Annotated in this window: 30 protein-coding genes; 10 read left to right on the top strand and 20 right to left on the bottom strand. The window is 64.4% G+C overall.

What is annotated here, in order from left to right; all coding sequences use genetic code 11:
- Positions 1 to 81 precede the first annotated feature (81 nt).
- The 10 genes from minE to AB6802_RS07765 all read right to left on the bottom strand — a co-directional run bounded on the left by minE (position 82) and on the right by AB6802_RS07765 (position 5289).
- Positions 82 to 354, bottom strand: coding sequence for a cell division topological specificity factor MinE (gene minE, locus AB6802_RS07810; protein ID WP_371009473.1), 273 nt, complete (start codon positions 352 to 354; stop codon positions 82 to 84).
- Complete coding sequence (gene minD, locus AB6802_RS07805; RefSeq protein ID WP_371009471.1) at positions 351 to 1166, bottom strand: septum site-determining protein MinD; 816 nt, start codon at positions 1164 to 1166, stop codon at positions 351 to 353. The genes minE and minD overlap by 4 nt, the downstream gene beginning before the upstream one ends.
- A gap of 166 nt (positions 1167 to 1332) precedes the next feature.
- The gene (gene minC / locus AB6802_RS07800) at positions 1333 to 2277 is read right to left on the bottom strand and encodes a septum site-determining protein MinC (RefSeq protein WP_371009470.1); all 945 of its coding nucleotides are present in this window, start codon (positions 2275 to 2277) and stop codon (positions 1333 to 1335) included.
- 227 nt (positions 2278 to 2504) lie between these two features.
- Positions 2505 to 2666 (bottom strand): hypothetical protein, encoded by a 162-nt coding sequence (locus AB6802_RS07795; protein ID WP_371009469.1) that lies wholly within the window; start codon positions 2664 to 2666, stop codon positions 2505 to 2507.
- A gap of 231 nt (positions 2667 to 2897) precedes the next feature.
- Positions 2898 to 3716, bottom strand: a complete 819-nt coding sequence (locus tag AB6802_RS07790; RefSeq protein ID WP_371009468.1) for a transglutaminase family protein — start codon at positions 3714 to 3716, stop codon at positions 2898 to 2900.
- A 9-nt stretch (positions 3717 to 3725) separates the two neighbouring features.
- Positions 3726 to 4001: a DUF1488 domain-containing protein gene (locus AB6802_RS07785; protein WP_371009467.1), complete on the bottom strand. Its 276-nt coding sequence runs from the start codon at positions 3999 to 4001 to the stop codon at positions 3726 to 3728.
- Between the two features lie 130 nt (positions 4002 to 4131).
- Positions 4132 to 4335 carry a hypothetical protein gene (locus AB6802_RS07780; protein ID WP_371009466.1) on the bottom strand — a complete coding sequence of 68 codons (204 nt, stop codon included), beginning with the start codon at positions 4333 to 4335 and terminating at the stop codon, positions 4132 to 4134.
- Entirely contained in the window at positions 4332 to 4571 is a 240-nt protein-coding gene (locus tag AB6802_RS07775) for a hypothetical protein (RefSeq protein ID WP_371009465.1), read from the bottom strand. The genes AB6802_RS07780 and AB6802_RS07775 overlap by 4 nt, the downstream gene beginning before the upstream one ends.
- Positions 4572 to 4666: 95 nt before the next feature.
- Positions 4667 to 5029 (bottom strand): hypothetical protein, encoded by a 363-nt coding sequence (locus AB6802_RS07770; protein WP_371009464.1) that lies wholly within the window; start codon positions 5027 to 5029, stop codon positions 4667 to 4669.
- Positions 5026 to 5289 carry a hypothetical protein gene (locus AB6802_RS07765; RefSeq protein ID WP_371009463.1) on the bottom strand — a complete coding sequence of 88 codons (264 nt, stop codon included), beginning with the start codon at positions 5287 to 5289 and terminating at the stop codon, positions 5026 to 5028. Before AB6802_RS07765 ends, AB6802_RS07770 begins: the two co-directional genes overlap by 4 nt.
- 498 nt (positions 5290 to 5787) lie before the next feature.
- Here AB6802_RS07765 and AB6802_RS07760 point away from each other — a divergent pair, with 498 nt between their 5' ends.
- The 4 genes from AB6802_RS07760 (at position 5788) to AB6802_RS07745 (ending at position 6881) form a co-directional block, all read left to right on the top strand.
- Positions 5788 to 5997, top strand: coding sequence for a hypothetical protein (locus AB6802_RS07760; protein ID WP_371009462.1), 210 nt, complete (start codon positions 5788 to 5790; stop codon positions 5995 to 5997).
- 45 nt (positions 5998 to 6042) lie between these two features.
- Positions 6043 to 6234: a hypothetical protein gene (locus AB6802_RS07755; RefSeq protein ID WP_371009461.1), complete on the top strand. Its 192-nt coding sequence runs from the start codon at positions 6043 to 6045 to the stop codon at positions 6232 to 6234.
- Positions 6235 to 6298: 64 nt separating this feature from the next.
- The gene (locus tag AB6802_RS07750; protein WP_371009460.1) at positions 6299 to 6481 is read left to right on the top strand and encodes a hypothetical protein; all 183 of its coding nucleotides are present in this window, start codon (positions 6299 to 6301) and stop codon (positions 6479 to 6481) included.
- Positions 6482 to 6554: 73 nt separating this feature from the next.
- Positions 6555 to 6881, top strand: a complete 327-nt coding sequence (locus AB6802_RS07745; protein WP_371009459.1) for an FAD-linked oxidase C-terminal domain-containing protein — start codon at positions 6555 to 6557, stop codon at positions 6879 to 6881.
- A 59-nt stretch (positions 6882 to 6940) separates the two neighbouring features.
- Here AB6802_RS07745 and AB6802_RS07740 read toward each other — a convergent pair whose 3' ends face one another.
- The 3 genes from AB6802_RS07740 to AB6802_RS07730 all read right to left on the bottom strand — a co-directional run bounded on the left by AB6802_RS07740 (position 6941) and on the right by AB6802_RS07730 (position 9116).
- On the bottom strand, positions 6941 to 7399 hold the full coding sequence (locus tag AB6802_RS07740; RefSeq protein ID WP_371009458.1) for a mobile mystery protein A: 459 nt from the start codon (positions 7397 to 7399) through the stop codon (positions 6941 to 6943).
- 75 nt (positions 7400 to 7474) lie between these two features.
- Positions 7475 to 8587, bottom strand: coding sequence for a KamA family radical SAM protein (locus AB6802_RS07735; RefSeq protein WP_371009457.1), 1113 nt, complete (start codon positions 8585 to 8587; stop codon positions 7475 to 7477).
- 124 nt (positions 8588 to 8711) lie between these two features.
- A complete protein-coding gene (locus AB6802_RS07730; RefSeq protein WP_371009456.1) occupies positions 8712 to 9116 on the bottom strand; it encodes a VOC family protein in 405 nt (134 codons plus the stop codon).
- Positions 9117 to 9199: 83 nt separating this feature from the next.
- Here AB6802_RS07730 and AB6802_RS07725 point away from each other — a divergent pair, with 83 nt between their 5' ends.
- Positions 9200 to 9898, top strand: coding sequence for a helix-turn-helix transcriptional regulator (locus AB6802_RS07725; protein ID WP_371009455.1), 699 nt, complete (start codon positions 9200 to 9202; stop codon positions 9896 to 9898).
- 3 nt (positions 9899 to 9901) lie between these two features.
- On the opposite strand, the gene AB6802_RS07720 is transcribed toward AB6802_RS07725, so the two are convergent.
- Positions 9902 to 10291, bottom strand: coding sequence for a VOC family protein (locus tag AB6802_RS07720; protein ID WP_371009454.1), 390 nt, complete (start codon positions 10289 to 10291; stop codon positions 9902 to 9904).
- A gap of 138 nt (positions 10292 to 10429) precedes the next feature.
- Between AB6802_RS07720 and AB6802_RS07715 the strand changes: the two genes are divergently transcribed.
- From AB6802_RS07715 to AB6802_RS07705, 3 genes are all read left to right on the top strand, one after another.
- Positions 10430 to 11233 carry a helix-turn-helix transcriptional regulator gene (locus AB6802_RS07715; protein WP_371009453.1) on the top strand — a complete coding sequence of 268 codons (804 nt, stop codon included), beginning with the start codon at positions 10430 to 10432 and terminating at the stop codon, positions 11231 to 11233.
- A 215-nt stretch (positions 11234 to 11448) separates the two neighbouring features.
- Positions 11449 to 13104, top strand: coding sequence for an acyl-CoA synthetase (locus AB6802_RS07710; protein ID WP_371009452.1), 1656 nt, complete (start codon positions 11449 to 11451; stop codon positions 13102 to 13104).
- Between the two features lie 300 nt (positions 13105 to 13404).
- Positions 13405 to 14298, top strand: coding sequence for a hypothetical protein (locus tag AB6802_RS07705; RefSeq protein ID WP_371009451.1), 894 nt, complete (start codon positions 13405 to 13407; stop codon positions 14296 to 14298).
- A gap of 143 nt (positions 14299 to 14441) precedes the next feature.
- Here the strand turns inward: AB6802_RS07705 and AB6802_RS07700 are convergent, their stop codons facing one another.
- Positions 14442 to 15866 (bottom strand): hypothetical protein, encoded by a 1425-nt coding sequence (locus tag AB6802_RS07700; RefSeq protein WP_371009450.1) that lies wholly within the window; start codon positions 15864 to 15866, stop codon positions 14442 to 14444.
- A gap of 578 nt (positions 15867 to 16444) precedes the next feature.
- Complete coding sequence (locus tag AB6802_RS07695; RefSeq protein ID WP_371009449.1) at positions 16445 to 18067, bottom strand: ABC-F family ATP-binding cassette domain-containing protein; 1623 nt, start codon at positions 18065 to 18067, stop codon at positions 16445 to 16447.
- Between the two features lie 209 nt (positions 18068 to 18276).
- On the opposite strand from AB6802_RS07695, the gene AB6802_RS07690 reads away from it, so the two are divergent.
- Positions 18277 to 18597 carry an EthD family reductase gene (locus tag AB6802_RS07690; RefSeq protein WP_371009448.1) on the top strand — a complete coding sequence of 107 codons (321 nt, stop codon included), beginning with the start codon at positions 18277 to 18279 and terminating at the stop codon, positions 18595 to 18597.
- 58 nt (positions 18598 to 18655) lie between these two features.
- On the opposite strand, the gene AB6802_RS07685 is transcribed toward AB6802_RS07690, so the two are convergent.
- The 4 genes from AB6802_RS07685 to AB6802_RS07670 form a co-directional block, all read right to left on the bottom strand.
- On the bottom strand, positions 18656 to 19399 hold the full coding sequence (locus AB6802_RS07685; RefSeq protein WP_371009447.1) for a 2OG-Fe(II) oxygenase: 744 nt from the start codon (positions 19397 to 19399) through the stop codon (positions 18656 to 18658).
- 274 nt (positions 19400 to 19673) lie between these two features.
- Positions 19674 to 20201: a hypothetical protein gene (locus tag AB6802_RS07680; protein WP_371009446.1), complete on the bottom strand. Its 528-nt coding sequence runs from the start codon at positions 20199 to 20201 to the stop codon at positions 19674 to 19676.
- A 5-nt stretch (positions 20202 to 20206) separates the two neighbouring features.
- Positions 20207 to 20629, bottom strand: a complete 423-nt coding sequence (locus tag AB6802_RS07675) for an OsmC family protein (protein ID WP_371009445.1) — start codon at positions 20627 to 20629, stop codon at positions 20207 to 20209.
- Positions 20630 to 20907: 278 nt separating this feature from the next.
- Positions 20908 to 22440, bottom strand: coding sequence for an acid phosphatase (locus AB6802_RS07670; protein ID WP_371009444.1), 1533 nt, complete (start codon positions 22438 to 22440; stop codon positions 20908 to 20910).
- 217 nt (positions 22441 to 22657) lie between these two features.
- Here AB6802_RS07670 and AB6802_RS07665 point away from each other — a divergent pair, with 217 nt between their 5' ends.
- Positions 22658 to 23905 carry a cytochrome-c peroxidase gene (locus tag AB6802_RS07665; RefSeq protein WP_371009443.1) on the top strand — a complete coding sequence of 416 codons (1248 nt, stop codon included), beginning with the start codon at positions 22658 to 22660 and terminating at the stop codon, positions 23903 to 23905.
- The last annotated feature ends 167 nt before the right edge of the window (positions 23906 to 24072 follow it).

The raw sequence follows: 24072 nt of genomic DNA, 5'->3' as shown, positions 1-24072 counted from the left end.
CTGCGGAGAGGGGCGCGAAGGATCGCGGCTCTGCCAGTCTGCGTTCCCCGCCCCCGCGAATGCGAGGACGAGGAAAGCGCGTCATCCCGCCATGGCCAGCGGCGTCGCGCTCTTGTTGGGGATCTGGATGTCGATTTCCAGCGTCGACATCGTCGCGCCGCGATCCATCGAGACCTGGAGGTAATCCTGGTCGATCTGCACATGCCTGGCGATGACCGCCATGATCTCCTCGCGCAGGACGGAGACGAGATCGGGCTGGCCGCGGCTCTGGCGCTCATAGGCGAGAAGCAGCTGCAGCCGCTCGCGCGCAACCGGCGCGCTGGTGCGCCGCTTGAAAAGGTCGAGGATGCTCATGCGGCCCTCCTTCCGAGCAGCCGGTCGAGGAAGCCCTTGCGTTCGAAGGGCACGACCACCGGCAGGTCTTCACCCTCCAGCCGCCGCGCCGCCTCGAGATAGGCTTTGGCGGCGGAATTGAGCGGTTCGGAAAGCGTGACCGGCGAGCCGAGGTTCGAGGCTCTCAGCACATCCTGGCTTTCCGGGATGATGCCGAGCAACGGCACCGACAGGATCTCCAGCACGTCGTCGATCGACAGCATCTCGCCGCGCGCGGCGCGGGCGGCGTCATAGCGGGTCACCAGCACATGCTTGGCGACCACCTCGCCCTGCTCGGCCTTCATGGTGCGGGCGTCGAGCAGGCCGATGATACGGTCGGAATCGCGCACCGACGATACTTCCGGGTTGGTGACGATGACCGCCTCGTCGGCGAAGCGCATGGCGAGCTGGGCGCCGCGCTCGATGCCGGCCGGGCTGTCGCAGAAGACATAGTCGAACACTTGGCGCAGCCGCGCGATGACTTCGGCCACCCCTTCTTCGGTCAGCGCATCCTTGTCGCGCGTCTGCGACGCGGGCAAGAGATAGAGCGTCTCCAGCCGCTTGTCGCGGATCAGCGCCTGCGACAGCTTGGCTGAGCCCTGGATGACGTTGACGATGTCGAACACCACGCGGCGCTCGGCGCCCATGATCAGGTCGAGGTTGCGCAGGCCAACGTCGAAGTCGACCAGCGCTACCTTCTTGCCGGTCTTGGCAACGGCGGCGCCGAGCGCGGCCGTCGAGGTCGTCTTGCCGACGCCTCCCTTGCCCGAGGTGACCACGACTACCTTGCCCATATATCCAGCCTCCGTTGGCATTTCTTATGTTGGGTCCAATCGTGCGAGGCACGACGGATTAGATCTTTGTCCGGTGCATGTCGTTTTCCCAAAACCGCGGGCACTTTTGGGCGACATGCACTTGAACTTTTGCACGCGAAACCGGTCCGAAGCTTGCGCCGCCGAACTAACCGAGCGGCAGCACGCACAACGCATCGTTTTCGAGGAAGGCCTGCACCGCCTTGCCGCGCGAGGTGCCTTCCATCTCTTCGGCCGTCGTGTACCAGCCGTCGACGGCGAGCAACTCGGCCTCGTTCTTGCGGCAGAAGATGCGCGCCGCGATGTTGCCTTCCGAGCCGGCGACCGCGCGGCCGCGCAGCGTGCCATAGACATGGATCGAGCCGCCGGCGACGATCTCGGAGCCGGACGCGACCGAGCCCAGCACGATGACGTCGCCATGCGGATGGAAAATTGATTGCCCGGAGCGGATCGGCGCTTTGATCATCAGCGTCCCGGCGGCAGCCATCATCTCCGCCGCGGCCTGCCCCGCATTTGTGGATCCGGGTTGGCGCGCTTCGGTCCGCGCCGGCTCGATCCTGACCGCTTCGAGCCTTGCCAGCTCGGGGTCGACCGGCTCGTCGCCGGACATTTCGTCCTGGGAAACTCCCACCTGCTCTTCTTGGAAAACTTCCGCCGGTTGGAAAGCCTCTGCCGGCGAGGCCTCTTCGGCTATCGCGGCCCGCTCCTCGGCGGCAACGGCTTCCAACTCCTCGGCCCGCGCCTTGCGGCCGGCCCGGCCGAGCAGCCCCTCGGCCGTCGCCTCCTTGGCGCCGGCAAGCAACGGCGGTAGCTCAGGCCCGAGTTCGGCGCCTTCGAGTTCGATCGCATAGACGCGGATGCCGCGCCGGGCGAGCGTGCCGACCAGGGCGGCGATCTCTTCCGGCCCCGGCTGCAAAATGTTCAGATCCAGCACCACCGGACGCCCGGCGAAATAGCCCGGCGAGTTGCCGATCCAGCGATCGAGCCCCTCCAGCCAGTCGGCGATCGGCGCCTCCGGCGTCAGCGTGAAAGCGACGAAGGAGCGGGCGCGAAAACGGATGGATTTGTTCTGCAAAGGGGCGGCGAAGGTCACGTCCGAGCGAATCCTTACTCAATGGTTAAAGGGTGCCCGGGCAATGGTTAACAAAAGGTTAATTTTGGACATTGGCGCCGTTAAGACGTGACACGGCTAACTTCTGTGGCGAGGTGGTCACAGGGAGCCTCTCGCCAACGGACCCGGCGCCAACGTATACGGCGAGCCTCGAACGTGGGCGGCAGGCGCGGGAAATTTGTTACATCGGGAGCAGGTTGGCGAACGGCCTACCCTTCCCCGCCCTTAAGCGCCTTCGCCTCCCGAACAAGCGATGCCCAATTCAGGCCGACAAAGTGGATGAGTTCAAGTGCCTGGGCTTCGGTGATGCCGGTCTGCTGCACCAGTCTCTTGACGATATCATCAGGGGCCGGCTGGCTGTAGTGGCTCATCATTGAGCTCCCCCCTTTGGTACTCAACGCCTCTCATTTGATAATGGTTCCGGTGGCAGGCGGGCTAAATGGGCACTTGGTGAAATCGTGATGAAGCGGCAGGAACAACCCGCTCGATCCTTGCCGGACGGGTCGGCCCCCCAGGAGATTCGCCGGCGTTTTCAAGGCGTTTCTTGCCGAGGTTATTACGCATTCGACAAGCCGATACCGGGAGGCCGAACCTCTGGCCGGCTAGTGCACGAGCAGTTGCGTCACCTCGTAGGTCCACACCCGGAATCCCTTCAGCTCGTGCGGGCCGAAAGAGTTGATGAGTGGGATGTCGGCGGCGTCGCGGCCGCGGGCGACCAGGATGCGGCCGATCCTCGGTTTGTTGTTGCGCGGGTCGAAGGTGTGCCAGGCGCCGTCGAGAAAGACCTCCATCCACGCGCTGAAATCCATCGGGTCGACCACCGGCACACCGATGTCGCCGAGATGGCCGTTGACGTAGCGGGCGGGAATGTTGAGGCAGCGGCAGAACGTCACCGCCAGATGGGCGAAGTCGCGGCAGACGCCGATGCGCTCCTGGTAGGCCTCGAAGGCCGTGCGCGTCGCCCGTGCCTGCAGGTAGTCGAACTTGATGTGATTGTGGACGAAATCGCAGATCGCCTGCACGCGGCCCCAGCCCGGCGCGACCTTGCCGAACAGGTCCCATGCGGTCTGGCTCAGCCGGTCGGTCTCGCAATAGCGGCTGCCCAAGAGGTAGACCAGGCAGTCGTCCGGCAGATCCTGGACGGCGATTTCGCGGGCCATCGGCAATTGCCTGTCCGGCTGGCCATCGTCCTCGATCGTGGCATCGCCCCACATGGTCATGTCGCCGGCGGGCGCGACCAGTCGCCGGCACAGGTTGCCGAACAGATCGCGGTAGGTGGACGTCGCGACGTCGGGCGTGATGAACAGGGTTTCGGGAACCCGGATATCCGCCGCGCGGTCTTGGTGCACCGATAGCAGGCAGACCAGCGCGGTCGGTTGCTGGCAGGTGAGCGTAATCTCGTAGCCGTAGCGGATCAGCATCTCTTTGCGTTACCGGAAATCGGCTGCGGTAAGCGTGTAGGAATCGTGTCGCCCGCGGGCATAGGCCTTGCTGGCGACGCGTTCGATCGACCCGCGCTGGGCGTCGAAGGCCGAAAGATATGTCGCTTCGGCGGTGCCCCTGCCGTTGGGCGCGATGCCGGACCGCGTCAGCGCCTCGGCCTCGACGAAGAAGCGGACCTTGAACATGCCGTCATGGGCGATGAAGCAGACGGCGTTGCGCGCTTCATCGAAGCTGCGGCTGGGGTTTGGAAAAGCGAGGGTCATGAGCAGCGAGCCTGTGTTTGGGAAGGGGCGCGAGTGAGTGGGCGCTCGGCGCCCCATTCATTTTGGCGGCGTGTGTTGCAAAAGTTGAGCGCCAACATGGATTGCCTCGCTACGGCGCGCGTCAGGCCGATCATGGCAGCGCCGTCGACATGCGCCGGAATGCCGCTGAAAACGTGATAGACGATCCAGGGGCGGTCAGCCTCGACGCGGCGGCCATATTGACGGTCATGCAAGTCGCCCCCGCGGCGGCGCTTTCGCAATCCAAGGTTCGCGATCCGGCGCCGCCGGCCCATTCGGTGATGCTTTTGCTGGCGATGATGCCGGTGCTGTTCATGCTGTCGGCCCCTCCCAGCCTGCTTGCGCCGCGATGGCGCCGCGGTAGAGCATCGCGCCGTCGGCGCCGGTTATCAAGACGGCGTCCGGCTGTTGCGGCATCTCCAGCGTCGTTGCCAGAAGCCGCGCGATCTCGATGGCGTCTTCGACATCGGCCGCCAGCGCCGTCTCGCGGCCGACGACGGCCTGCGCGTCGTCCTCGGCCCGGGTGCGATAGAATTCGATCACGATCTTCATCGCGAGCGCGCCTGCGCCGGCCTCAGACCTTGCCCTTGCCTTTGCCCGGACCGCCCAGGACGGCGGCGGCTTTGACCTGCGCGCCGAAGCCGGTCTCAGGCTTGGCCGGAGCTTTTGCCTGCTTCGGCTTCCTGATTTCGCGGTTCGAGTGTTTCTGTCCCTTGGCCATGTCCGAACGTCCTTTCGATGAGAGCTATGCCATTGTCCGACGTCGATGGGACGACGCGTTCCAAACTGTCCTCGGTCGCCACGCGGTCATAGGGCTCGCCGTCGCTGCGAATGCGATATTGCGGCGAGGCGCCTTTCGGCGGCAGCGTGGCGGTGACGCGGTAGATTTCGCCGGTCTTCGGACCGGTGCCAAAACCGCCCTTCAAGCGAACCGCCTGTCCGACATCGAACAGACGCAGCGGGGCTCCGTGCTGGATGGGGCGGGCATTGCGTTGCATGAGGCTTGTCATGATTGTCTCCGGTCCTTGTCGAGCGCGGCTTCGAGCGAGGCCGCGTCGATCGGCACCATTTGCCGCGAGAGCTCCCTTGCGGAGATAGCCGGCAGGTGAATGAATGTGGCGACGCGACGCCATGCGACGCGCGAGGCGCCTTCCAGGGGCTCCTCGTCGACATCGACGCGGTAGTCCCCGGGCGGCTGCGGCGCATCGAAACCCGGCAGCGCAAACGCCGCGTTGAAGTGAACGACGGTTGGCGTGGTGCGCGTGGTCATGGTTGCCGCTTCCCGCTGGAAAAGCGCGTCGCGCCTTTCCGCCCCTATTGCCGTCGAACCGCTGGAACGACCTGCCGGGCTGCCAGTACATCCGTGGTCAGCGCCAGTGTCATTCCAGGGTCCGAACGAAGCGAACCGCCGCGCCGGGTGGCGCCATGCATTCGCTATCGAGAATTCGGAAAGGATGGCGAGGCTCCGACGGGGCGAAAGCCAACTCGACCAAATCAACGAGCCTTTTATATGCGCCTCATTTACGTTTAAAACAAGCCGATTTCGTCTTTTTATTTTTTGTCAGGAAATAAAATTCCGGATTTTTGGCGTGAAAAACTGAGATAATACAATGAAACCATCGTATATATTTTTGCATCTCCGGTAATTATTTCTCGCGCTCCTATCCATGGCATCCGAAGCGGTCTATAGGGAGGCATGGCGCCACGTCGTCAGCCGCCGCACTGTTGCTTGCAGCCGGCATTGCCCCACACAATCGAGGTCGTACCCATGGCTGAACGGCCTCGCATTTTTGGCAAGTTTGGCGGCAGCGCGCCCGCCGCGGTCGCGACGGTGGCCGTGGGATCGACACGCACGGGCGGTGCGGTAGCGCGCATACGGTCAGCGCTTGCATCGCACGGGGCGCTCGCCTTGAAGGTTCTGGTGGTGCTGTGGGTCGTTGCCGTGTTGGCGTCGGTCTTCTTCGTGATGAAGGCCTGAACGATCGGCAAACGTCGGTTGGCGCAACCGAAAAGGAATGCCTCAATGGCAAAGCGCTACGCGCTGCGGCTGGACAAGCCGAACAGTTGGACCGTCTTCGACATCTTCACCGGCCAGCCCGTCGAGGCCGGGCACAAGATCATGGTCGGCATGAGGACGCGGCGGGCGGAAAAGATGGCCGCGCAATTGAACGAGCAAGACGACAAGCGGCGGCAGGAGACCGGACGCGCGATCTGACACAGCGCATAAGAATTGCCGGCGAAATAGCCCCGCGATCATTTCATGTGAAAGGATAACAACAATGAGAGACATGAAAACTCCGGACGCGGCCCCCGTCGCAATCAAGCCGCCATACAAGTCGTCAAAAGCCAAGTCGCCGCGACTGGCGATCCGGCATGACGAAGACGCAAGACGCAAGGTCGCCGATACGGTCGGCACCTTGCGACGCGCGCGCGTGCTCGCGGAGCGCAACCGCCTTATCTGAGGCGGGCCGACCAGCGCTGCAACGGGACACCACCCATGACGGCCTGGACGTACCCGCAAGTCCGAACGCCTATGTGGCGCGCATCGAGGCCGGGCTGAAGACGCTCGACGCATCCTACGCCCCTTACGTCTTCGGCCATGTTGCCGACGGCAATCTGCACATCTCGATCAACGCCGACGGGCCGCTTCCCGCCGACCGGCACAAGGCGGTCGAGGACGTGCTCTATAAGGGGCTGGCCGCCGCCGGCGGCTCGTTCTCGACCGAGCATGGCGTGGGGCTGGAAAAGCGCGCGGCCTATGAACGCCACGCCGATCCGGTGAAGCGGGACTTGGCGAGGATGATCAAAGAGATGATCGATCCGGGTAATGTGATGAATCCGGGGGAAGTCGTGGCCAGATAGATCGAGTGCTCCCGGCAACTATCTCGGAACATCCGCCCCGACAAACGCCAGGCCACAGGTCAATTGTCCCGCCAGAAATCGGAGGGCATGTCGTGGACGAGATCGCGCGTGAGGCGTGCAATCTCCTGTTCCGTGCGATTGTCGGATACGGTCTGGTTCTCGAGAGCCATATGCCGGCCAGCCGCGCCAATGACAGCTTGAGCTTTTTTTCGCGCCTGCTGGATGATGACGTTCTCGATGCTGCCCGGCGGTTCGAAGGCATAGACAAACCGGCAACCCATTGCCGCGGCCGCGGCTTGCATGGACTTCAGTGTGATGCCGCCGTCCAGTTCGGCATGCTCCGCCTGCGCGATGCGCGCGCGCGTCAAATTCATCCGCCGGCCAAGCTCGGCACCGGACATGCCGAGCGCCTTGCGCACCGTGCGGATCCAACCTTCCGGAGGGATCTCGATATTACCGCTCTGGGCGAGGTCCACTTTCGCCTGATATTGTCCGAGAACGGCTTGCCTGACACTCATTGTAAACTCCCATATTGACGTTTTAGGAAGTTACGTCAATATTTACATATACAATTGTGGCAACCATGTCAATCTTTATATTGACGTCTCTGCCGTCACCTCGCGATATTCGCGCACCTTTCCGTCCTGACCGCGAATGCGCCAGGTCTCCCCATCCCTGCCCTCGATGTGGCTTGCTGCAAGCGGCACCTTGCCGCCGCCGTCGGGAAGATCGATGACATAGGTCGGGTTGCAGATGCCGGAAAGGCGCTTGCGCAATTGCGCGACCAGCGCCTGGCCCTCGGCGATGGTGGTGCGGCGGTGCGCCATGCCGCGCGCGAGGTCGCCATGGTGCAGGTAATAGGGTTTGACGCCCAGCCGGTACATCAGCTCGCGGCAGAGCTCCTCCAGCACCTCGACCTTATCGTTGACGCCCTTCAAGAGGACGCTCTGGTTGAGCAGCACGAAACCTGCCAGCCGCATCGTGCGGCAGGCCACTTCGGTGGCTTCAGTGATTTCCCGCGCGTGATTGAAGTGGGTGACCACGGTGACCATCAGCCGGCCCTGCAGCGCCTCGACCAGGCCGGTGGTGATGCGCGACGGCAGCGCCACCGGCACGCGGGTGTGGATGCGCAAGAGCCTGAGATGCGGGATCGCTTCCAGCCGGGCGCGGATTTCGGCCAGCGCCTTGTCGGGCAGCGACAGCGGATCACCGCCGGTCAGGATCACTTCGCGGATCTCGGGACGGGTCGCGATATAGGCCAGCGCCGGCTCCAGCGCCTCGCTTGTATAGCCACGGCCGATCGATGTCAGCGATTCCTTCCTGAAGCAGAAGCGGCAGTAGACGGCGCATTGGTAGGTGGGAAACAGAAGCACGCGGTCGGCATGGCGGTGCGTCAGCCTAGGCGCCGGGCTGAAGGCATGATCGCCGATCGGATCGTCGAGCTCGCCGTCCGTCGCCACGACCTCGTCCGGCGACGGGATGACCTGGGCGCGGATCGGATCGTTGGGGTCGTTCCAGTCGATCAGATCGAGATAGGGTTTTGGCACGCGCACCTTGTGGGCCGCGGCGGCGGCCTGGGCAGCCTCACGCTCGGCGGGCGACAGCGGCAGCGAAGACAGGTCGCGGACATGGCGCACGCCGGCGCGGACATCGTCCTGCCAGGTGGGTTCGGGGGTCGTGGCTGGATGTTTGAGGTCGATGGTCATTGTCGTTATCTGGCAAGCAAGCGGCTCCTATCGGCCGGATGATCGATGGGGTCAACCGCTTACTCCGTTGCGCCCTCATTCCTCGGCGCCCCCTGGGTATCGGAGCCAGGCGGCAGCCCTGCCCTCACCTTTCGAACTTCGCAATCGCTTCCGCCGTGACCGGTGTGAAGAAATTCACCAGATTGCCGTCCGGATCGCGAAACAAAAGCGAGCGATTGCCCCACGGCATGGCGGTTGGCTCCTGCACCAGCGCTTCTCCCAACTGCCCGGCGAGCCGGCGATAGTCCGCATCGACGTCGGCGACGCGGAACTCGATGATCGCTGTATGGTTCGCGGCCGGGCTCGCCACGTGATCGCCGCCGAAGAGCTTAAGCGTACGCGTGCTGCCGATCGCCAGCGTGCCCGCCTCGGTGATGAGTTCAGCGAAATCCTCGGTGTAGAGCGTGAGCTGAACGCCCGTAACCGTCGCGTAGAAGTCGACGAGCCTCTTGACGTCGGCGGTGATGATGCGCGTTGAAACGAAATTCATCTGGTGTTCTCCATCGCTTGCGTTCGGTGACCCGACTTGTGGAGCATCCCTGCTGCCACCATAGTGGCAACAGGAGACATGCCGTGCGCCGCGCCGACCGATTGTTCCAGATCATCCAGATCCTGCGCCGCTCGACCCTGCCGATCACCGCGAGCCAGATCGCCGAGGAACTCGAGACCTCGCGCCGCTCGGTCTATCGCGACATCGCCGACCTGGTCGGGCAGCGCGTGCCGATCCGGGGCGAAGCCGGCCTCGGCTATGTGCTGGACAGCGACTACGACATGCCGCCGCTGATGCTGACACCGGACGAGTTGGAGGCGGCGGTGCTCGGCGCGCAATGGGTGGCCGACAGAGGCGACGCCGTGCTGGCGAGTGCTGCGCGCGACCTGATCGCCAAGATTGCCACCGTGGTGCCCGAGCGGTTGCGCCCCTTCGTCAGCCAGCCCAGCGTCGGCACACCGCTTGGCCGTAAAAACCTGCCCGACGGGCTGGACATCGCCCGGGCGCGGGCATCGATCCGCAAAGGCCACAAGATCCGCATCCGCTACCGCAACGAAACCGGCGAAGAGAGCGAGCGCATCATCTGGCCAACGATGATCGGTTACGCAGAGACTGTGCGCCTGCTCGCCGCCTGGTGCGAATTGCGCCAGGATTTCCGCCATTTCCGCACCGACCGCATCATCGTCGCGGCCTTCCTCGACGAGCGCATCGGCTGCCGTCCAGGCGAACTGCGCAGCCGCTGGAAACGGCATATGCAGGCACAAGGCCTGCGCCTGCCCTGACGTTCAAATATCCGCGTAGATCTCCAGCACATTGCCATCGGGATCGCGGAAGAACACTGTCCGGTGACCCCAGGGCTGGTCGGTTGGTTCGCCCTCGATGGCGACGCCGGCTGCGCGTAGCGCCCCGGCGCATTGGTCGACCTCACCGGGCGTCACACGAAAGGCGAGTTGCAGCGACAGCGCGCCTTGCGGTGTCGGCGCATCGTTGAACATCACGCCGCGTTCGGTCAGCGCCAGAAGGCAGGAGCCGACCCGGTAGACGGTCCAGCCTTCGCCAAGGCTCGAATGGATGGGGAAGCCCATCACCTCCTCATAGAAGCGGCGCATCTGCTTCATGTCGCGGGCGAAGATGACGGTGTAGTCGATGTTCCTGATGTTTTTCAGCGCATTCATTGCGGGATTCCTGGCTGGCCGGCCGCGACACGAAGCGACCCGGTGTTGTTCGGTGCGCCATCCCGTTTATACTGGTAGTCAGGTGGTACAAGACAAGCGGCGCTGCTGGTAGCGCCGCTACCACCTTCGAGGGCAAACATGCTTGAACGAACCGCCGAGGCGGACAGGCGCAAGGAGCTCGGTCGCTTCCTGCGCGCCATGCGCGAGCGCGTCGCGCCGGCGCGGCACGGCCTCGCCACCGGCACGCGCCGGCGCGCCGCCGGGCTGCTGCGCGAAGAGGTGGCGCTGCTCGCCGGCATCAGCGCCACCTGGTACACATGGCTGGAACAAGGGCGCGAGGCGAACCCGTCGGCGCCGGTGCTGAGCGCGCTCGCCAATGTGCTGAAGCTGATGCCGGTCGAGCGCGAGCATCTGTTCAAGCTCGGCAAGCCGGAATGGCTGCCCGAAGTGCGACGCGAAGACCGCTTACCCGATCCGCGCCTTGCCGATCTGCTTGGGGCGCTGTCGCCCAATCCGGCCTATGCGCTGAATCGCGCCTGGGATTTCGTCGGCTGGAACGAAGAGGCGTCGGACCTGTTCGGCGGCTTCGACCCGGCGGATCCGGCAAAGCGCAACCTGCTTGCGCGGCTGTTCCTCGATCCGGCCTGGCGGGCGCTGTTCGCCGACTGGGATGTGGTGTCGCGCTCGGCGATCGCGCAATTCCGCGCCGCGACGGTTGGCTTTACCTCGGAGCCCGACATCCAGGCCGTGCTCGACCCACTCAAGGCGCTGAGCGCGGACTTCGCGCGGCAGTGGGGCGAGATGCGGGTCGAGGAGGCGCCGATCTGGTCGAAGCGGCTGGTCGGGCCAGCGGGCGAGGTCGTGAGCTATGATTATTACATGCTGACGCCGGCGGGCGTGGGCAAGGAGACGACGGTGAGTCTTTATCGGAAGCGAGGATAGGCCGTTCAGATGTTGATTCCGGAACCCGTGCTAGCCTGCTGATTGGAAAGGCTTTGAACGACGAAGGCCAGCGCTCCTTCGCGCCCTCTGTCCGGCAGGACAGAGGGCGCGCCGTAGAGCGCAGACGAGACCAGTTAGCAGCCTCCTGCTCCGACTTTCGGCGCAATCGACCAGCGCTATCTTTTCAGGCAATCTCCCCCCGAGGGAGGACAGCCATGACCGACAAACCGGCGCTGCCGCGCTATGAGGATGCCGTTCGGCGTTTCCGCATCGAGGACGAGATCGCGCGTCTGCACGGCGATCCGGCGACCGGCATCAACGCCTATGTCGAGTGCTGCGGTCGCTACACCGGCGAGAACCGGCTGGCGCTGCGCGCGATCTCGGCTGGTGGCGAGCTGCGCGAAGTCAGCTTCGACGACCTGGCAGACATGTCGGGCCGCGTCGGCAATCTGCTGAAGGACCTCGGCGTGCGGCCCGGCGATGTCGTGGCCGGCATGCTGCCGCGCATCCCCGAGTTGGTGGCGCTGATCCTCGGCGCCTGGCGCATCGGCGCGGTCTACCAGCCTTTGTTCACCGCTTTCGGCCCGAAGGCGATCGAGCATCGGCTGAGCTACAGCAAGGCCAAGCTGGTGGTGACCAACCCGGCCAACCGCGGCAAGCTCGACGAGGTGGAAAACCACCCGCGCATCGCCATCATCCTTGGCGAAGGCGAGACACTGCCCGAAGGCGACATCGATTTCCGCGCCGCGCTGGCCGCCGCCTCCCCCGATTGCCAACCGGTAATGCGCAAAGGCTCGGACCTGTTCATGATGATGTCGACCTCCGGCACCACCGGGCACCCGAAGGGCGTGCCGGTGCCGCTCAGCGCCTTGCCCGCCTTCGGCGCCTATATGCGCGACGCGATCGGCTTGCTGCCCGACGATGTGTTCTGGAACATCGCCGATCCCGGCTGGGCCTACGGGCTCTACTACGCCATCACCGGCCCCCTGCTGCTCGGCATCGCCACCACCTTCTATGAAGGCGCCTTCAACGCCAAATCGACCTACGACATCATTGAGCGTCTCGGCGTCACCAGCTTGGCCGGCTCGCCCACCGCCTTTCGCCTGCTGATGGCGGAAGGGCCCGAGGCGGCGACGCGCGTGAAAGGCAGGCTGCGCGTGGTGAGCAGCGCCGGCGAGCCGCTCAACCCGGAAGTGATCCGCTGGTTCGACGCCAACCTCGCCGTGCCGATCCACGACCATTACGGCCAGACCGAGAACGGCATGATGGTCAACAACCATCACGGCCTGGCGCATCGTGTGCGCGCCGGGTCAGCGGGCTTCGCCATGCCGGGCTATCGCATGGTGGTGCTGGACGAAGCGGGCAACGAGCTCGGGCCTAACCAGCCGGGCGTGCTTGCCGTCGACATCGCGCAATCGCCGCTGCGCTGGTTCGACGGCTACCACCAGGCCGAGACGCCGGCGATCGCCGGCGGCTATTACCGCACCGGCGACACGGCGGAATACGAGCCGGACGGCTCGGTCTCCTTCATCGGCCGCGCCGACGACGTCATCACCTCGGCCGGCTACCGCATCGGGCCCTTCGACGTGGAGAGCGCGCTGATCGAGCATCCGGCGGTCAACGAGGCGGCGGTGGTCGGCGTGCCCGACCCGCAGCGCACCGAGATCGTCAAGGCCTTCGTGGTGTTGGCGCCAGCTTTCAAGGGTAGCGACGCGCTTGCCGAAGAACTCGCCCAGCACGTGAAGAAGCGGCTCTCAGCGCATTCCTATCCGCGCGAGGTCGAGTTCGTCACCGAGCTGCCGAAGACGCCGAGCGGCAAGATCCAGCGGTTCCTGCTGCGCAAGGCGGAGGTGGAGAAGCGCAAGGGGTGATGTGAATCAAGCGCGGCGTAGCAACTGCCGATCTCCCCCCTCGTGGGGGAGATGGCCGGCAGGCCAGAGAGGGGCGCTGTCCCGCCAGCGCCTCCAGCTAGCCGTCGAGCCCAATCGTTCAGTGCAACCCTTCTGGGTTCCCTCAACAGCAGACGCCGCGTTCCTTCACGCCCCCCTCTGCCCTGCCGGGCATCTCCCCCACGAGGGGGGAGATTGGCAGCGCCTTCGGTCTTTATTTAGCCCAAACTTGTCATCAAACATGCTTGCAACATCGGGCAGAATGCGCGCGGGGATTCCATGATGCGGTTGGTTTTGACACTTCTCCTGACGCTCTCGGCCAGCGCGGCATATGCGGCCTCGCCCGAGGACGACTATATCGCGGCGCGCGACAAGGCGATGGCAGCCATCGCGGCGCAGGAAAGCGCCAACACGGCAATCGAAACCATCGATGCCCAGAACGAGAAGGATCTGGCCGACCTGCAGCAGCGGCTCGCCTCCATTCTCGGCCCGCTTCAAGTCAAGGACTTCCCGGCGACCGGCACCATCAACCTGCAAAGCCTCAACGCCTCCGACATCGGCTACGGCATGCTCGACGGATTGCGATATTCCCAGAGCGACGACGGCCCGAGCATCGTGGTCTCGACACGCGGGCTGACCGAGCGCTGGCTGAAATCCAAGGCGGCCGAGACGGACGCGGATTTCAAGCTGCCCACCGACATCGGCGAAGCGCTGAAGCTCGACGGTTTCTACACCCAGGCGATCGGCAGCGACGCTGCGTTCTCCGGCACGCTCGACTTTTCGCTGAAGAAGCCCGAGGGCGCCGACGCGGTGGTCGCGCGTCTCGGCGGCTGGACGCAGGATGTCGGACCGATCTACGACCAGCATGTCGTCGTTGCCGTCGTGAAAGGCGACCGTGTGCTGATCGCCGAAGCGCCGGCATCGCCGGCCGTACCCAAGATCGCGGCGTGCGATTCGATCTGGGCAGCCGCCGACGCCGACGCGCAGAAAGCCCAGCAGGCCGATCAGGGCGCGAACCAGGACGATTCGACCAACACCGATGCCGGCAACGCCGCCTGGGAAAAGGGTGACGCCGACTACCGCGCCTGCATGGCCCAGCACCTGCCCGGAGATCCGGCTTTCGCGGGGTTGCTTGCCCAGGCGCAAGGGCTGGCCGACAGCATGGCGGGGAAGTAGTTTCAGCCAGAGCAATTCCAGGAAAAGTGCGTAGCGGTTTTCCGTCCGGAATTGCGTAAAAACGAAGAGTTAGAGCGGTCCGGCGATTCTATCAAACGCTGAACCGCTCTAGGCAATTCCGGAAAAAGCGAGCGGCGGTTTTCTCAGCCCGCGTTGGCGCGCAGGTTGCGCCGTGGAACGCGCCGCGGAGCGGGACGCGCCGTTTCCGTAATGATCCCGTTGGCCGCAGGCGTGGCATCCTTGCGCGATCGCGCGTCCGTCACCCGGTGCAGCCGCTCATAAGGCAGCAACTCCCGGATGCGGGCATTGAGCGCTTCGATCTCGGCGTGCAGATCCTCGCATTCCTGCTTCTGGATATCGAGCTGGATCTGCTCGGACGTCTGCTGCAGCGAAAGCTGCGAGAGATTGGTGCTGACCGCCGACAGGTTCTTCTTGTCGACTTCGCTCTCTTCCTTGAGAACGGCGAGCCTCTGCTCCGCGATCTGGCGTTCGGTCACGGCGTCGTTCAACAGCGCCTTGAGCCTGGTGATCTCGGCCGTGGCCTCGCCATTGTCGGTCGAGACCCGATCCAGACGCGACTGCAACTCCTGGAGCTCGGAACGCAAACCGCGCATCTCCGCCTGGCCGCGCGCCAATTCGGCGGCGCCGTCGCTTTCGGCGATGCGCGCCGCCTCGGCTGTCTCTGCAAGCCTGGCCTGCGTTGCCTCCAGCGTCTTCTGCAGCCGGGTTTCTTCCTTTTCGTGATTGCCGACCTGCGCCATCAGCTCGGCAATGCGGACGGTTTCGCTGGCGTGGGTTGCCGCGAACTCGTCGAATTTGTGCCGGGCCTCCGCCTCGCGCTTTTGCGCCTGCTCGAGGTCGACCGACAGGCCGACCTGCTTTTCGCGCAGCAGCTTGTTCTCGGCGCCGCGCCTGTCGACTTCGACGGTCTTGGCCGTCAAAGCCTTGACGACCTCGCCGAACTCCGTCTCGCGCCTGGCGCTCTCACTGCCCATCTCCACCAGTTCCAGGCGCACGGCGGCAAGTGCCGAGCGCAACTGCTCCCGGTCCTGGACAAGGCTCGCCTCGCGCTGTTGCCAGGCCTCGGCCGCGCCGTCGCGTTCGCGCTGCTTGCGAGCGGCGTCGAGCAATTGTTCCGACAGCGTTTTGTGTTCAGTGGTGAGAGCGAGGTTCGCCAATTCCAGCTCGTTGGAGCGCAATACGTCGCGATGGAAGACGTTGAGGACTTCACGCGTCATGTGATGCGCGGTGGCGATCTCCGCCAGTCTGGCCTCGATCTCCTGCAAATGGCCCTGTCCGTCCCGGAACAGCCCGGCAACGGCCTCCAGGGCGGCCAACCGCGTCTGGGTATGCGGCGTCAGCCGCGATGTCGCTGTGCCGGACGGTTCTTCGGCCGGCGGATTGTCGTCACTTCCCACCAGTTCCTGGCCGGCAGCGACACCATCCTCCGACGGCGCCTGTCCATCATCTGCAAGAACGTCCTCGAATGCTTCCGCCAGATCCGATTGGAATTCCTGAAATTCCTTATCGACGTCCTCGGCCCGCTTGATCAGAGACTTGAAATTCATCACGGCAGATCCCTTACTCGCGCCCCACGCGTACTTAACAAATTGCTAATGTATCCCCTTACCTTTCGTTCGGGAAGCCTCCGGAAAAGAACTCGAAATTAAGGTTATCGCGGGGTCCAACATCATGCGGTTGCGGTGGCAGCTGATCCCATTTACGGTCGTAACATATGTTAATATTTCCTCCGGGGCGGGCGTAGAAAGCTCGCGCCCCAAAGGAGAAAGACCGACAGCTGCTTGTCATCATTCACATGACTGATGCGAAAACTTTTAGGGCCCAAACGAGCATTGAAAGCAGAGCTCCCTTCCGGCAGCTCGTAGAGCGTTTGAACGCGTCTCAGGACATTCGAGGCGAACGCCTCGAAGCTGCATCGGCATGAGCCGCGACGAAACCACGGAGATCGCTTGCCGCGATCGCACGCTCCGGCATTCGCGCCTTCGTGGAGCGCGTCGAGGCCGGCAAGGCGGCGGAAGACGCAGTTGATCGGCCAATCCGGCGTCGGCTTCTAGTCGGCCTTCATGGTCGCCCACCGGCTCGACGTCATCCGCTGGCAGGCCGGCGGCAACGAGGTGGAATTGCTCTACCCTCTCAGCCCCGGCGCTTCCTGGCCCGTCCTGGCGACATATTCGGTATAGCCGCCGCCATAGGCGTGGACGCCGTCGGGGGTGAGCTCCAGCACGCGGTTCGACAGCGCGGCCAGGAAATGGCGGTCGTGCGAGACGAACAGCATCGTGCCTTCATATTGCGCCAACGCTTCGATCAGCATCTGCTTGGTGGTGATGTCGAGGTGGTTGGTCGGCTCGTCGAGCACCAGAAGATTGGGCGGGTCGAACAGCATCAGCGCCATCACCAGCCGTGCCTTCTCGCCGCCCGACAGCACGCGGCACTTCTTCTCGATCTCGTCACCGGAAAAGCCGAAGCAGCCGGCGAGCGCCCTGAGCGGCGCCTGGCCGGCCTGCGGAAACGCGTCCTCCAGCGTCTGGAACACGGTGCGCTCGCCTTCCAGCACTTCCATGGCGTGCTGGGCGAAATAGCCCATCTTCACGCTCGGCCCCCGCGCGACCGTTCCCGTGTCGGGCTCGGAGGCGCCGGCGACCAGTTTCAGCAGCGTCGACTTGCCGGCGCCGTTGACGCCCATCACGCACCAGCGCTCGCGGCGGCGGATCTGGAAGTCGAGGCCGGCATAGATGGTGCGGCTGCCATAGGCCTTGTGGATGCCCTTCAGCGTCGCCACGTCCTCGCCGCAGCGCGGCGCCGGCTGGAACTCGAAGTTCACCACCTGGCGGCGCTTCGGCGGCTCGACGCGGTCGATCTTGTCGAGCTTCTTCACGCGACTCTGCACCTGTGCGGCATGCGAGGCGCGCGCCTTGAAGCGCTCGATGAAGGCGATCTCCTTGGCCAGCATCGCCTGCTGGCGCTCGAACTGCGCCTGCAGTTGCTTGTCGGCCAGCGCGCGCTGCTCCTGGTAGAATTCGTAATTGCCGGAATAGGAGGTGAGCGAGCCGGCATCGATCTCGATGATCTTGTTGACGATGCGGTTCATGAACTCGCGGTCGTGCGAGGTCATCAGAAGCGCGCCGTCATAATCCTTGAGGAATTTTTCCAGCCAGATCAGGCTTTCAAGATCGAGATGGTTCGACGGCTCGTCGAGCAGCATGACGTCGGGCCGCATCAACAGGATGCGGGCGAGCGCCACGCGCATCTTCCAGCCGCCCGAAAGTTTCGAAACGTCGCCGTCCATCATTTCCTGGGAGAAACCGAGGCCGTCCAGCACCTCGCGAGCGCGGCCGTCCAGCGCATAGCCGTCGAGCTCCTCGAAGCGGTGCTGCAACTCGCCGTAGCGCTCGATGATCTCATCCATCTCGTCGGCGCGCTCGGGGTCGCCCATGGCATGCTCGAGCTCGCGCATCTCGGCGGCAACCGCGCTGACCGGCCCGGCGCCCTCCATAACCTCGGCGACGGCACTCATGCCTTCCATGTCGCCGACATCCTGGCTGAAATAGCCGATGGTGACGCCGCGCTCGACCGAGACCTGGCCTTCGTCAGGCTGTTCCTGGCCGATGATCATGCGAAACAGCGTCGTCTTGCCGGCGCCGTTGGGGCCGACGAGGCCGACCTTCTCGCCCTTCTGCAGGGCGGCCGAGGCTTCGATGAAAACGATCTGGCGGCCGTTCTGCTTGCCGATACTTTCAAGACGGATCATTGGGTGTCCGGGAGGCTGGTGCAAAATTGAGGGATTTGCCCGGGGCCATACGCGAATGAGGGTCGCGGGGGAAGAGGCCGAAGCGCCGCAGATGCTGCGAGGAGCCCGCGCGAAAACAAGAATCCAGGGATTGTCGAAATCCTCGCTTGCGGAACGACATTGGCGCGGCGGCCTGCATGGCGCGACCGGCAAACCAAGAGGACAGGAATATGACGATGGCCAAAATGCTCGTGATCTACAAAACCCCGGCCGATCCGGAGGCATTCGACCGGCACTATTTCGAAGTTCATGTCCCGCTGGCCAAGAAGCTTCCCGGCCTGCGGCGCTACGACGTCAGCCGACGGCCCATCATCAAGCGCTCGGCGGGAGAGATGCCGTATCTGGTGGGAACGCTGTATTTCGACAGCCTCGCCGATATGCAGAGCGCATTTGCCACCGATATCGGCATTGCCTGCGCCGCTGACCGGCGGATCCTCGCGCCGGGAGACGACGACCTGACGATGCTGCTGTTCGACGTCGACGAAGTGTGAGCCCGCGTCGGTCTCGGACAGCCAATGGAACGAAGGAACCGGGACGAAGCGGGCAATGTCACTTCGCGTCGTGGAAGATGATGCCCACCGTATGCCGCCGGCCTGAGCGCAGACGGCTGACGCCGTGCCTGAGGTTGACGCGGTAATTGCCCTTGGTGCCTTGCACCGGGCGATTGTGGACGGCGAAGATCACCGCGTCGCCCCGGGTCAACGGCACCACCTCGGCGCGACTTTGCATGCGCGGGCGCTGTTCGGTCAGCACGAACTCGCCGCCGGTGAAATCCTCTCCGGGTTGCGACAACAGGATCGCGACCTGGAGGGGGAAAGCGAGGTCGCCGTAGAGGTCCTGGTGCAGGCAATTGAAGTCGCCGGGGCCGTATTGCAGCAGAAGCGGCGTCGGCCTGGTTTGACCTTCGTCATGGCAGCGCTTCAGGAAGGCGGTGTGCTCAGCGGGATAGCGCAGCGCCACACCCATCTTCTCGTTCCAATCATTGGCGACCGTGGCAAGACGGGGATAGAGCGCGGTGCGCAGGCCGTCGATCAGGTCCGGCAGCGGGTAGCGGAAATAGCGGTATTCGCCCTTGCCGAAACCATGGCGGGCCATCACCACATGGCTGCGGAAATGTTCTTCATGCGGATAGAGCGCGGCGATATGGGCGCATTCTTCCGCCGACAGCAGCGACGGCATGACGGCGCAGCCGTGAGCGTTGACATCGGAAACGAGGGCGCGCCAGTTTTGTGCCTCGACGCGGGATTCGGCGAATTGGTTGGCGCGCTTCGCGGTCAGGGAATGAATGGTCATGGGATGGCTCCTTCGATGCGCTCAAAGTGGGGCGGGCGGGGTGCGGGAGCCACCCGATTCATGGCAAGGTGGGAGTGAGGTCATTAGAGAAGCCGGCGGGACAGCGCCCCCCTCTGCCCTGCCGGGCATCTCCCCCACAAGGGGGGAGATTGGCAGCTGTGACGGCGGCACCTTCCCTTCGACTTTGGCGATTGGCGAAAGCCGAGCCGACAGCTGATCTCCCCCTTGTGGGGAGATGTCCGGCAGGACAGAGGGGGGCGCGACAGAACGCGGCCTAAGCCTTGAGGCGATACCCCTCCAGCTCCGGATCGAGCTCCACCTTCACCGCATTGGTGAACACGCAAGTCGCCACCATGATGCCGGCGAAGGCGGTGACATTGACCAGCAGCGTTTCGTCGTAGCGCGCCTTGAGCGCGGCCCAGGTCTCATCGGCAACGGCGTTGGCATCGGCGGCTACCGCTTTGCCGAATTCGATGAGCAGCGCTTCGTCAGCATTGGGCTCGACAGCTTCCGGATCGAGGCCTCCATCGATCAGCGCACGGCGGAAGAACGTCACCGGAATCTCGGCGCGCATCGTCTGCGCAATCGCTGTCGAGAACAGCCAGATGGCGCGGTCGCCTAGCGTGGGCTTGAGCAGATCGCGCAGCGTGAACCATTCGGCGTAGATGCGGTGGGCAGCCGGCGAATGGAGCAGGATGCGCTTCATGTTGGTCATGCGGCCGCGCAGCGCCAACTCGCGGTCGTGCTCGGCGCGGATTTCGGCGGACGCGGTCGCGTAGTCGATCGGGGAAAGATGCGCCACCGCCCTCACCCTAGCGTCGCGTGCAGGACAGGCGCGCCGCGCAGCGTGTTGGAGACGGTGCAGATGTCTTCGGCGTCCGCCAGGATGCGCTGCCTGGTCGCCGCGTCGAGATCGCCGGCGATGTCGAGCCTGACGGTGAAGGTCGCGATGCGCGAGGGCTCATCCTTGGCTTTCTCGCCGCCGACCTCGGCACGAACCTCGCCCAGCCGGTCGGCGACGCCGAGCCGCGTCGCGGCAATGCGGGCGCTGAGCACCATGCAGGCGGCGAGCGATGCATGGAGCAGGTCGAGCGGGCTGAAGCCCGGCGCGCTGACCTGAGTGACCACGCCGACTTCGCCGCCGGTCGGGGTTGTGATCGTCGGCAGGCCGCCGGACGGCAGCACGGCGAGCGCGCCGGCGTTTCGGGTTCTGACTTTGAGGTCCGCCATCATGTGATCTCCGGTTAGGAGGCACATTGATAGCGGACGGAAATTGAAAAGGACAATCTCCGACGTTAGCGCTGCCCCTCATTGTCCTGCCGGACATTTCTCCCCGTGAACGGGGAGAAAGAGGCAGTCGCCGGCGTCGCGCCTTTTTCCTTCTCCCCGTTTACGGAGAGAAGGGGCCCGAAGGGCGGATGAGGGGTAATGCGGCGCTGGCAAGTTGGCGCCGATGCCCTACGAAAGCCCCCACTCCAGCCGCTTCGCGGAGGGAGAGGAAAGGCGCCTCACTTCGTCAAATCGAGCGCAGCCGTCAGATCGCCCATCGGCGGCTGGCCGTTGGAGGCGAGCGCCTTGTCGCGAACGACGATGCCCTGCAGCACCGGCAGATCGTAGCGGTTGGTGATGAAGCGCAGGATCGAGGTCGTGTCATACTGCGTGTGATCGACCGTGCCGGCCTTGGCATAGGGCGAGATGATGAAGGCCGGGACGCGGTTGCCCGGGCCCCAGCGGTCGGCCTTGGGCGGCGCGACGTGATCCCAGAAGCCGCCGTTTTCGTCATAAGTGACGACGACCAGCATATGCGCCCATTGCGGGCTCTTTTCGAGATGCGCGACGAGGTCAGCCAGATGCTGATCGCCTGAGGTCACGTCGGCATAGCCGCTGTGCTCGTTGAGATTGCCCTGCGGCTTGTAGAAGGAGACGGCCGGCAGCTTGCCGTCGTCGATCGCCTTGATGAATTCCGAGCCGCCGAGGCCGCCATCGCGCAGGTGCGCCGTGCGCGCGGCCGTGCCCGGCGCATAGGCCGCGAAATAGTTGAAGGGCTGGTGGTGGAACTGGAAGTTCGGCACGGGCGTCGCGTTCTTGCCGTCGAGCGCTGCCTGCCAGGCGCCCGAATACCAGGCCCAGTCGATGCCTTTGAGCGACAACAAATCGCCGATGGTGACCTCGTGCTGCGGCGGCAGCGTGGTCGGCTGCGCCGGATCGGCCAAGGCCGCATCGCCACCCTGGGCCGGCTTGTTGGCGCTCGGCTGGTAAGGCGGCTGCAAGGTGTTGACGGCGTAGAAATCGGGCGTGATGGCGCCGTCATTGACGAATTTCGGCACGCCGCCCAGCGCCGACGGCGGCGAATTGTCGGCCACTTTCAGCGTCGTGCCATCGGGCTCGACGACGGCGATCTGGCCCTTCACCGAGCTGGTGTCGGCATGCGGGTAATAAGGCACGCAGGCGCAGGCCAGCATGAAGTGGTTGAGGAAGGAGCCGCCGAAGGCGGCCTGGAAGAAATTGTCGGCGAGCACATATTTCTGGCCGATCGCCCACATCGGCAGATGCGAGCCGTCATAATGGCCCATCACCAGCGAGCCGGAATCGGCCCAGGCGACGAACTTGTCGTTCTTGCCGTCGTCGATCTGCATCTGCTCCTGGTAGAAGCGGTGCCAGAGGTCATGGGTGATGACATTGGTGCCTTCGTTGAACCCCTTGGGGTCGTCGATGGCGAAGACGGCATTGGCGAGATGCGCGGTCTCGGCCTCCGTCACCACCGGCGTCACGCCCTTGCCGGTCAGCCCGCCCCAGGCCGGCGGCAGCTCGGTGAGCGGCTTACCGTCGCGGTCGAGCTGGCGCGCCTGATCGGCCGAGACATTGGCAAGCCCATTGGCGCCGGGGAAGCCGCCATAGAGATTATCGAAGCTGCGGTTCTCGGCGTAGATGACGACGACGGTATCGATCTTGTCGTAGCCGGGAGGAGCCGCTTGAGCGACGGCAGCGGCCGATGCCAGCGCCGTCGAAGCGAGGCAGAGCGAGAGGAAGGACCTGGTCATTGGAGAATGCCTCGTGGCTGGGGAAATGGCTGGAGGAACTTTGCAACGCTAGGGCTGGCGGTTGTCAGCTTTGTGACAGCGAGCATGGGTAACAGGAAACGCCGGCGGGACAGAGGGAAGCGTGAAGGGACGCGACCCAGGCAAAGTTGAACCTCACCAAGCGGTCATCAATCCGTAGCAATACGCTTTTACGCCAAGGCAAACGGACTGGGCTGCCATGAAACAATGGACAACCGGCGTGCTTGCAGCCTTTGCCGGCATCGCAATCCTCTGGCCTGCCGAAGGACTGCCAGCAGGCAGCGTCCATCCCGGCCCACTATCACGCACCGAAGCGTTCGCCCGGGCGCAGGCACTCACGGCGCTGGGGCGAAAAATGTTCTTCGACCCTGCCCTCTCCGCCTCGGGCAAGCAGGCCTGCTCGTCCTGTCATGATCCCAACCATGCCTTCGGTCCGGCCTCGGCCTCGCCGGTCGAAATGGGCGGGCCGAATCTCGACCAGCCTGGACAGCGCGCCGTCCCGTCGCTGCGCTACCTGCAGGCGGCGCCTGCCTTCACCGAGCACTTTTACGATTCCGAGGACGAAGGCGACGAGAGCGTCGACAACGGCCCGACCGGCGGCCTGACCTGGGACGGTCGCTCCGACCACGGCAAGGATCAGGCCAGTATCCCGCTGCTGTCTCCTTTCGAGATGGCCAACAAAGATGAGGCCCAGGTGGTCGCCAGCCTGCGCAAGGCGCCTTATGCCGACGCCTTCAAGGCCGCCTTCGGCGCCGATGTCTTCGACAATCCGCAAGACGCCTTCGCCGCCGCTGTCGAGGCGCTCGGCACATTCGAGCAGAGCAGCGCCGACTTCTATCCCTATTCCAGCCGCTACGACGCCTTCCTCGCCGGCAAGGCGACGCTGACCGCACAGGAGCTGCGCGGCCGCACAGCCTTCGAGGACGAGACCAAGGGCAATTGCGCGAGCTGCCACTTAAGCGAGCCCGCCAATGACGGCGAGCCGCCGCAATTCACCGATTACGGCCTGATTGCGATCGCCGTGCCACGCAATCCGGCCATCCCCGCCAATGCCGATCCCCGTTATGTCGACCTCGGTCTTTGCGGCCCGCTGCGCACCGACTTCAAGGGGCGGGCGGAATATTGCGGCCTGTTCAAGACGCCGACGCTGCGCAACGTCGCCTTGCGCAAAAGCTTCTTCCACAATGGCTATTTCCACACGCTGCGCGAGGCGGTTGCCTTCTACGCCAGCCGCGATACGGATCCCGGCCGCTGGTATCCGAGGAACGCCGACGGCACGGTCTGGAAATTTGATGATTTGCCCAAGGCCTATTGGCCGAACCTCAACACCGACCCGCCCTTCAACGGCAAGAAACCCGGCGACAAGCCGGCGCTGACCGATGCCGAGATCGACGACATCGTGGCTTTTCTCGGCACGCTGACCGACGCCGACCAGGCCGGGCAGTAAGAGCGCCACAACGGTGGCAATGCACTATCCTGGTGCGGCAACGCGCGGGGTATTGGGATGGAAACTATTGTTACCCGCCGCAAGCGCGACATCTTCGGCCGGATCTTCCTGCTATTGTTTATCGGCTTCAATCTGTTGATGCTCTGGATCGGCGGGCTATGGCCTGC

The sequence above is a fragment of the Mesorhizobium sp. RCC_202 genome, assembly GCF_041355295.1.
Classification (GTDB): Bacteria; Pseudomonadota; Alphaproteobacteria; order Rhizobiales; family Rhizobiaceae; genus Mesorhizobium.
The sequence above is the reverse complement of the archived record's forward strand: the minus strand, read 5'-3'. Positions and strand labels throughout refer to the sequence as shown.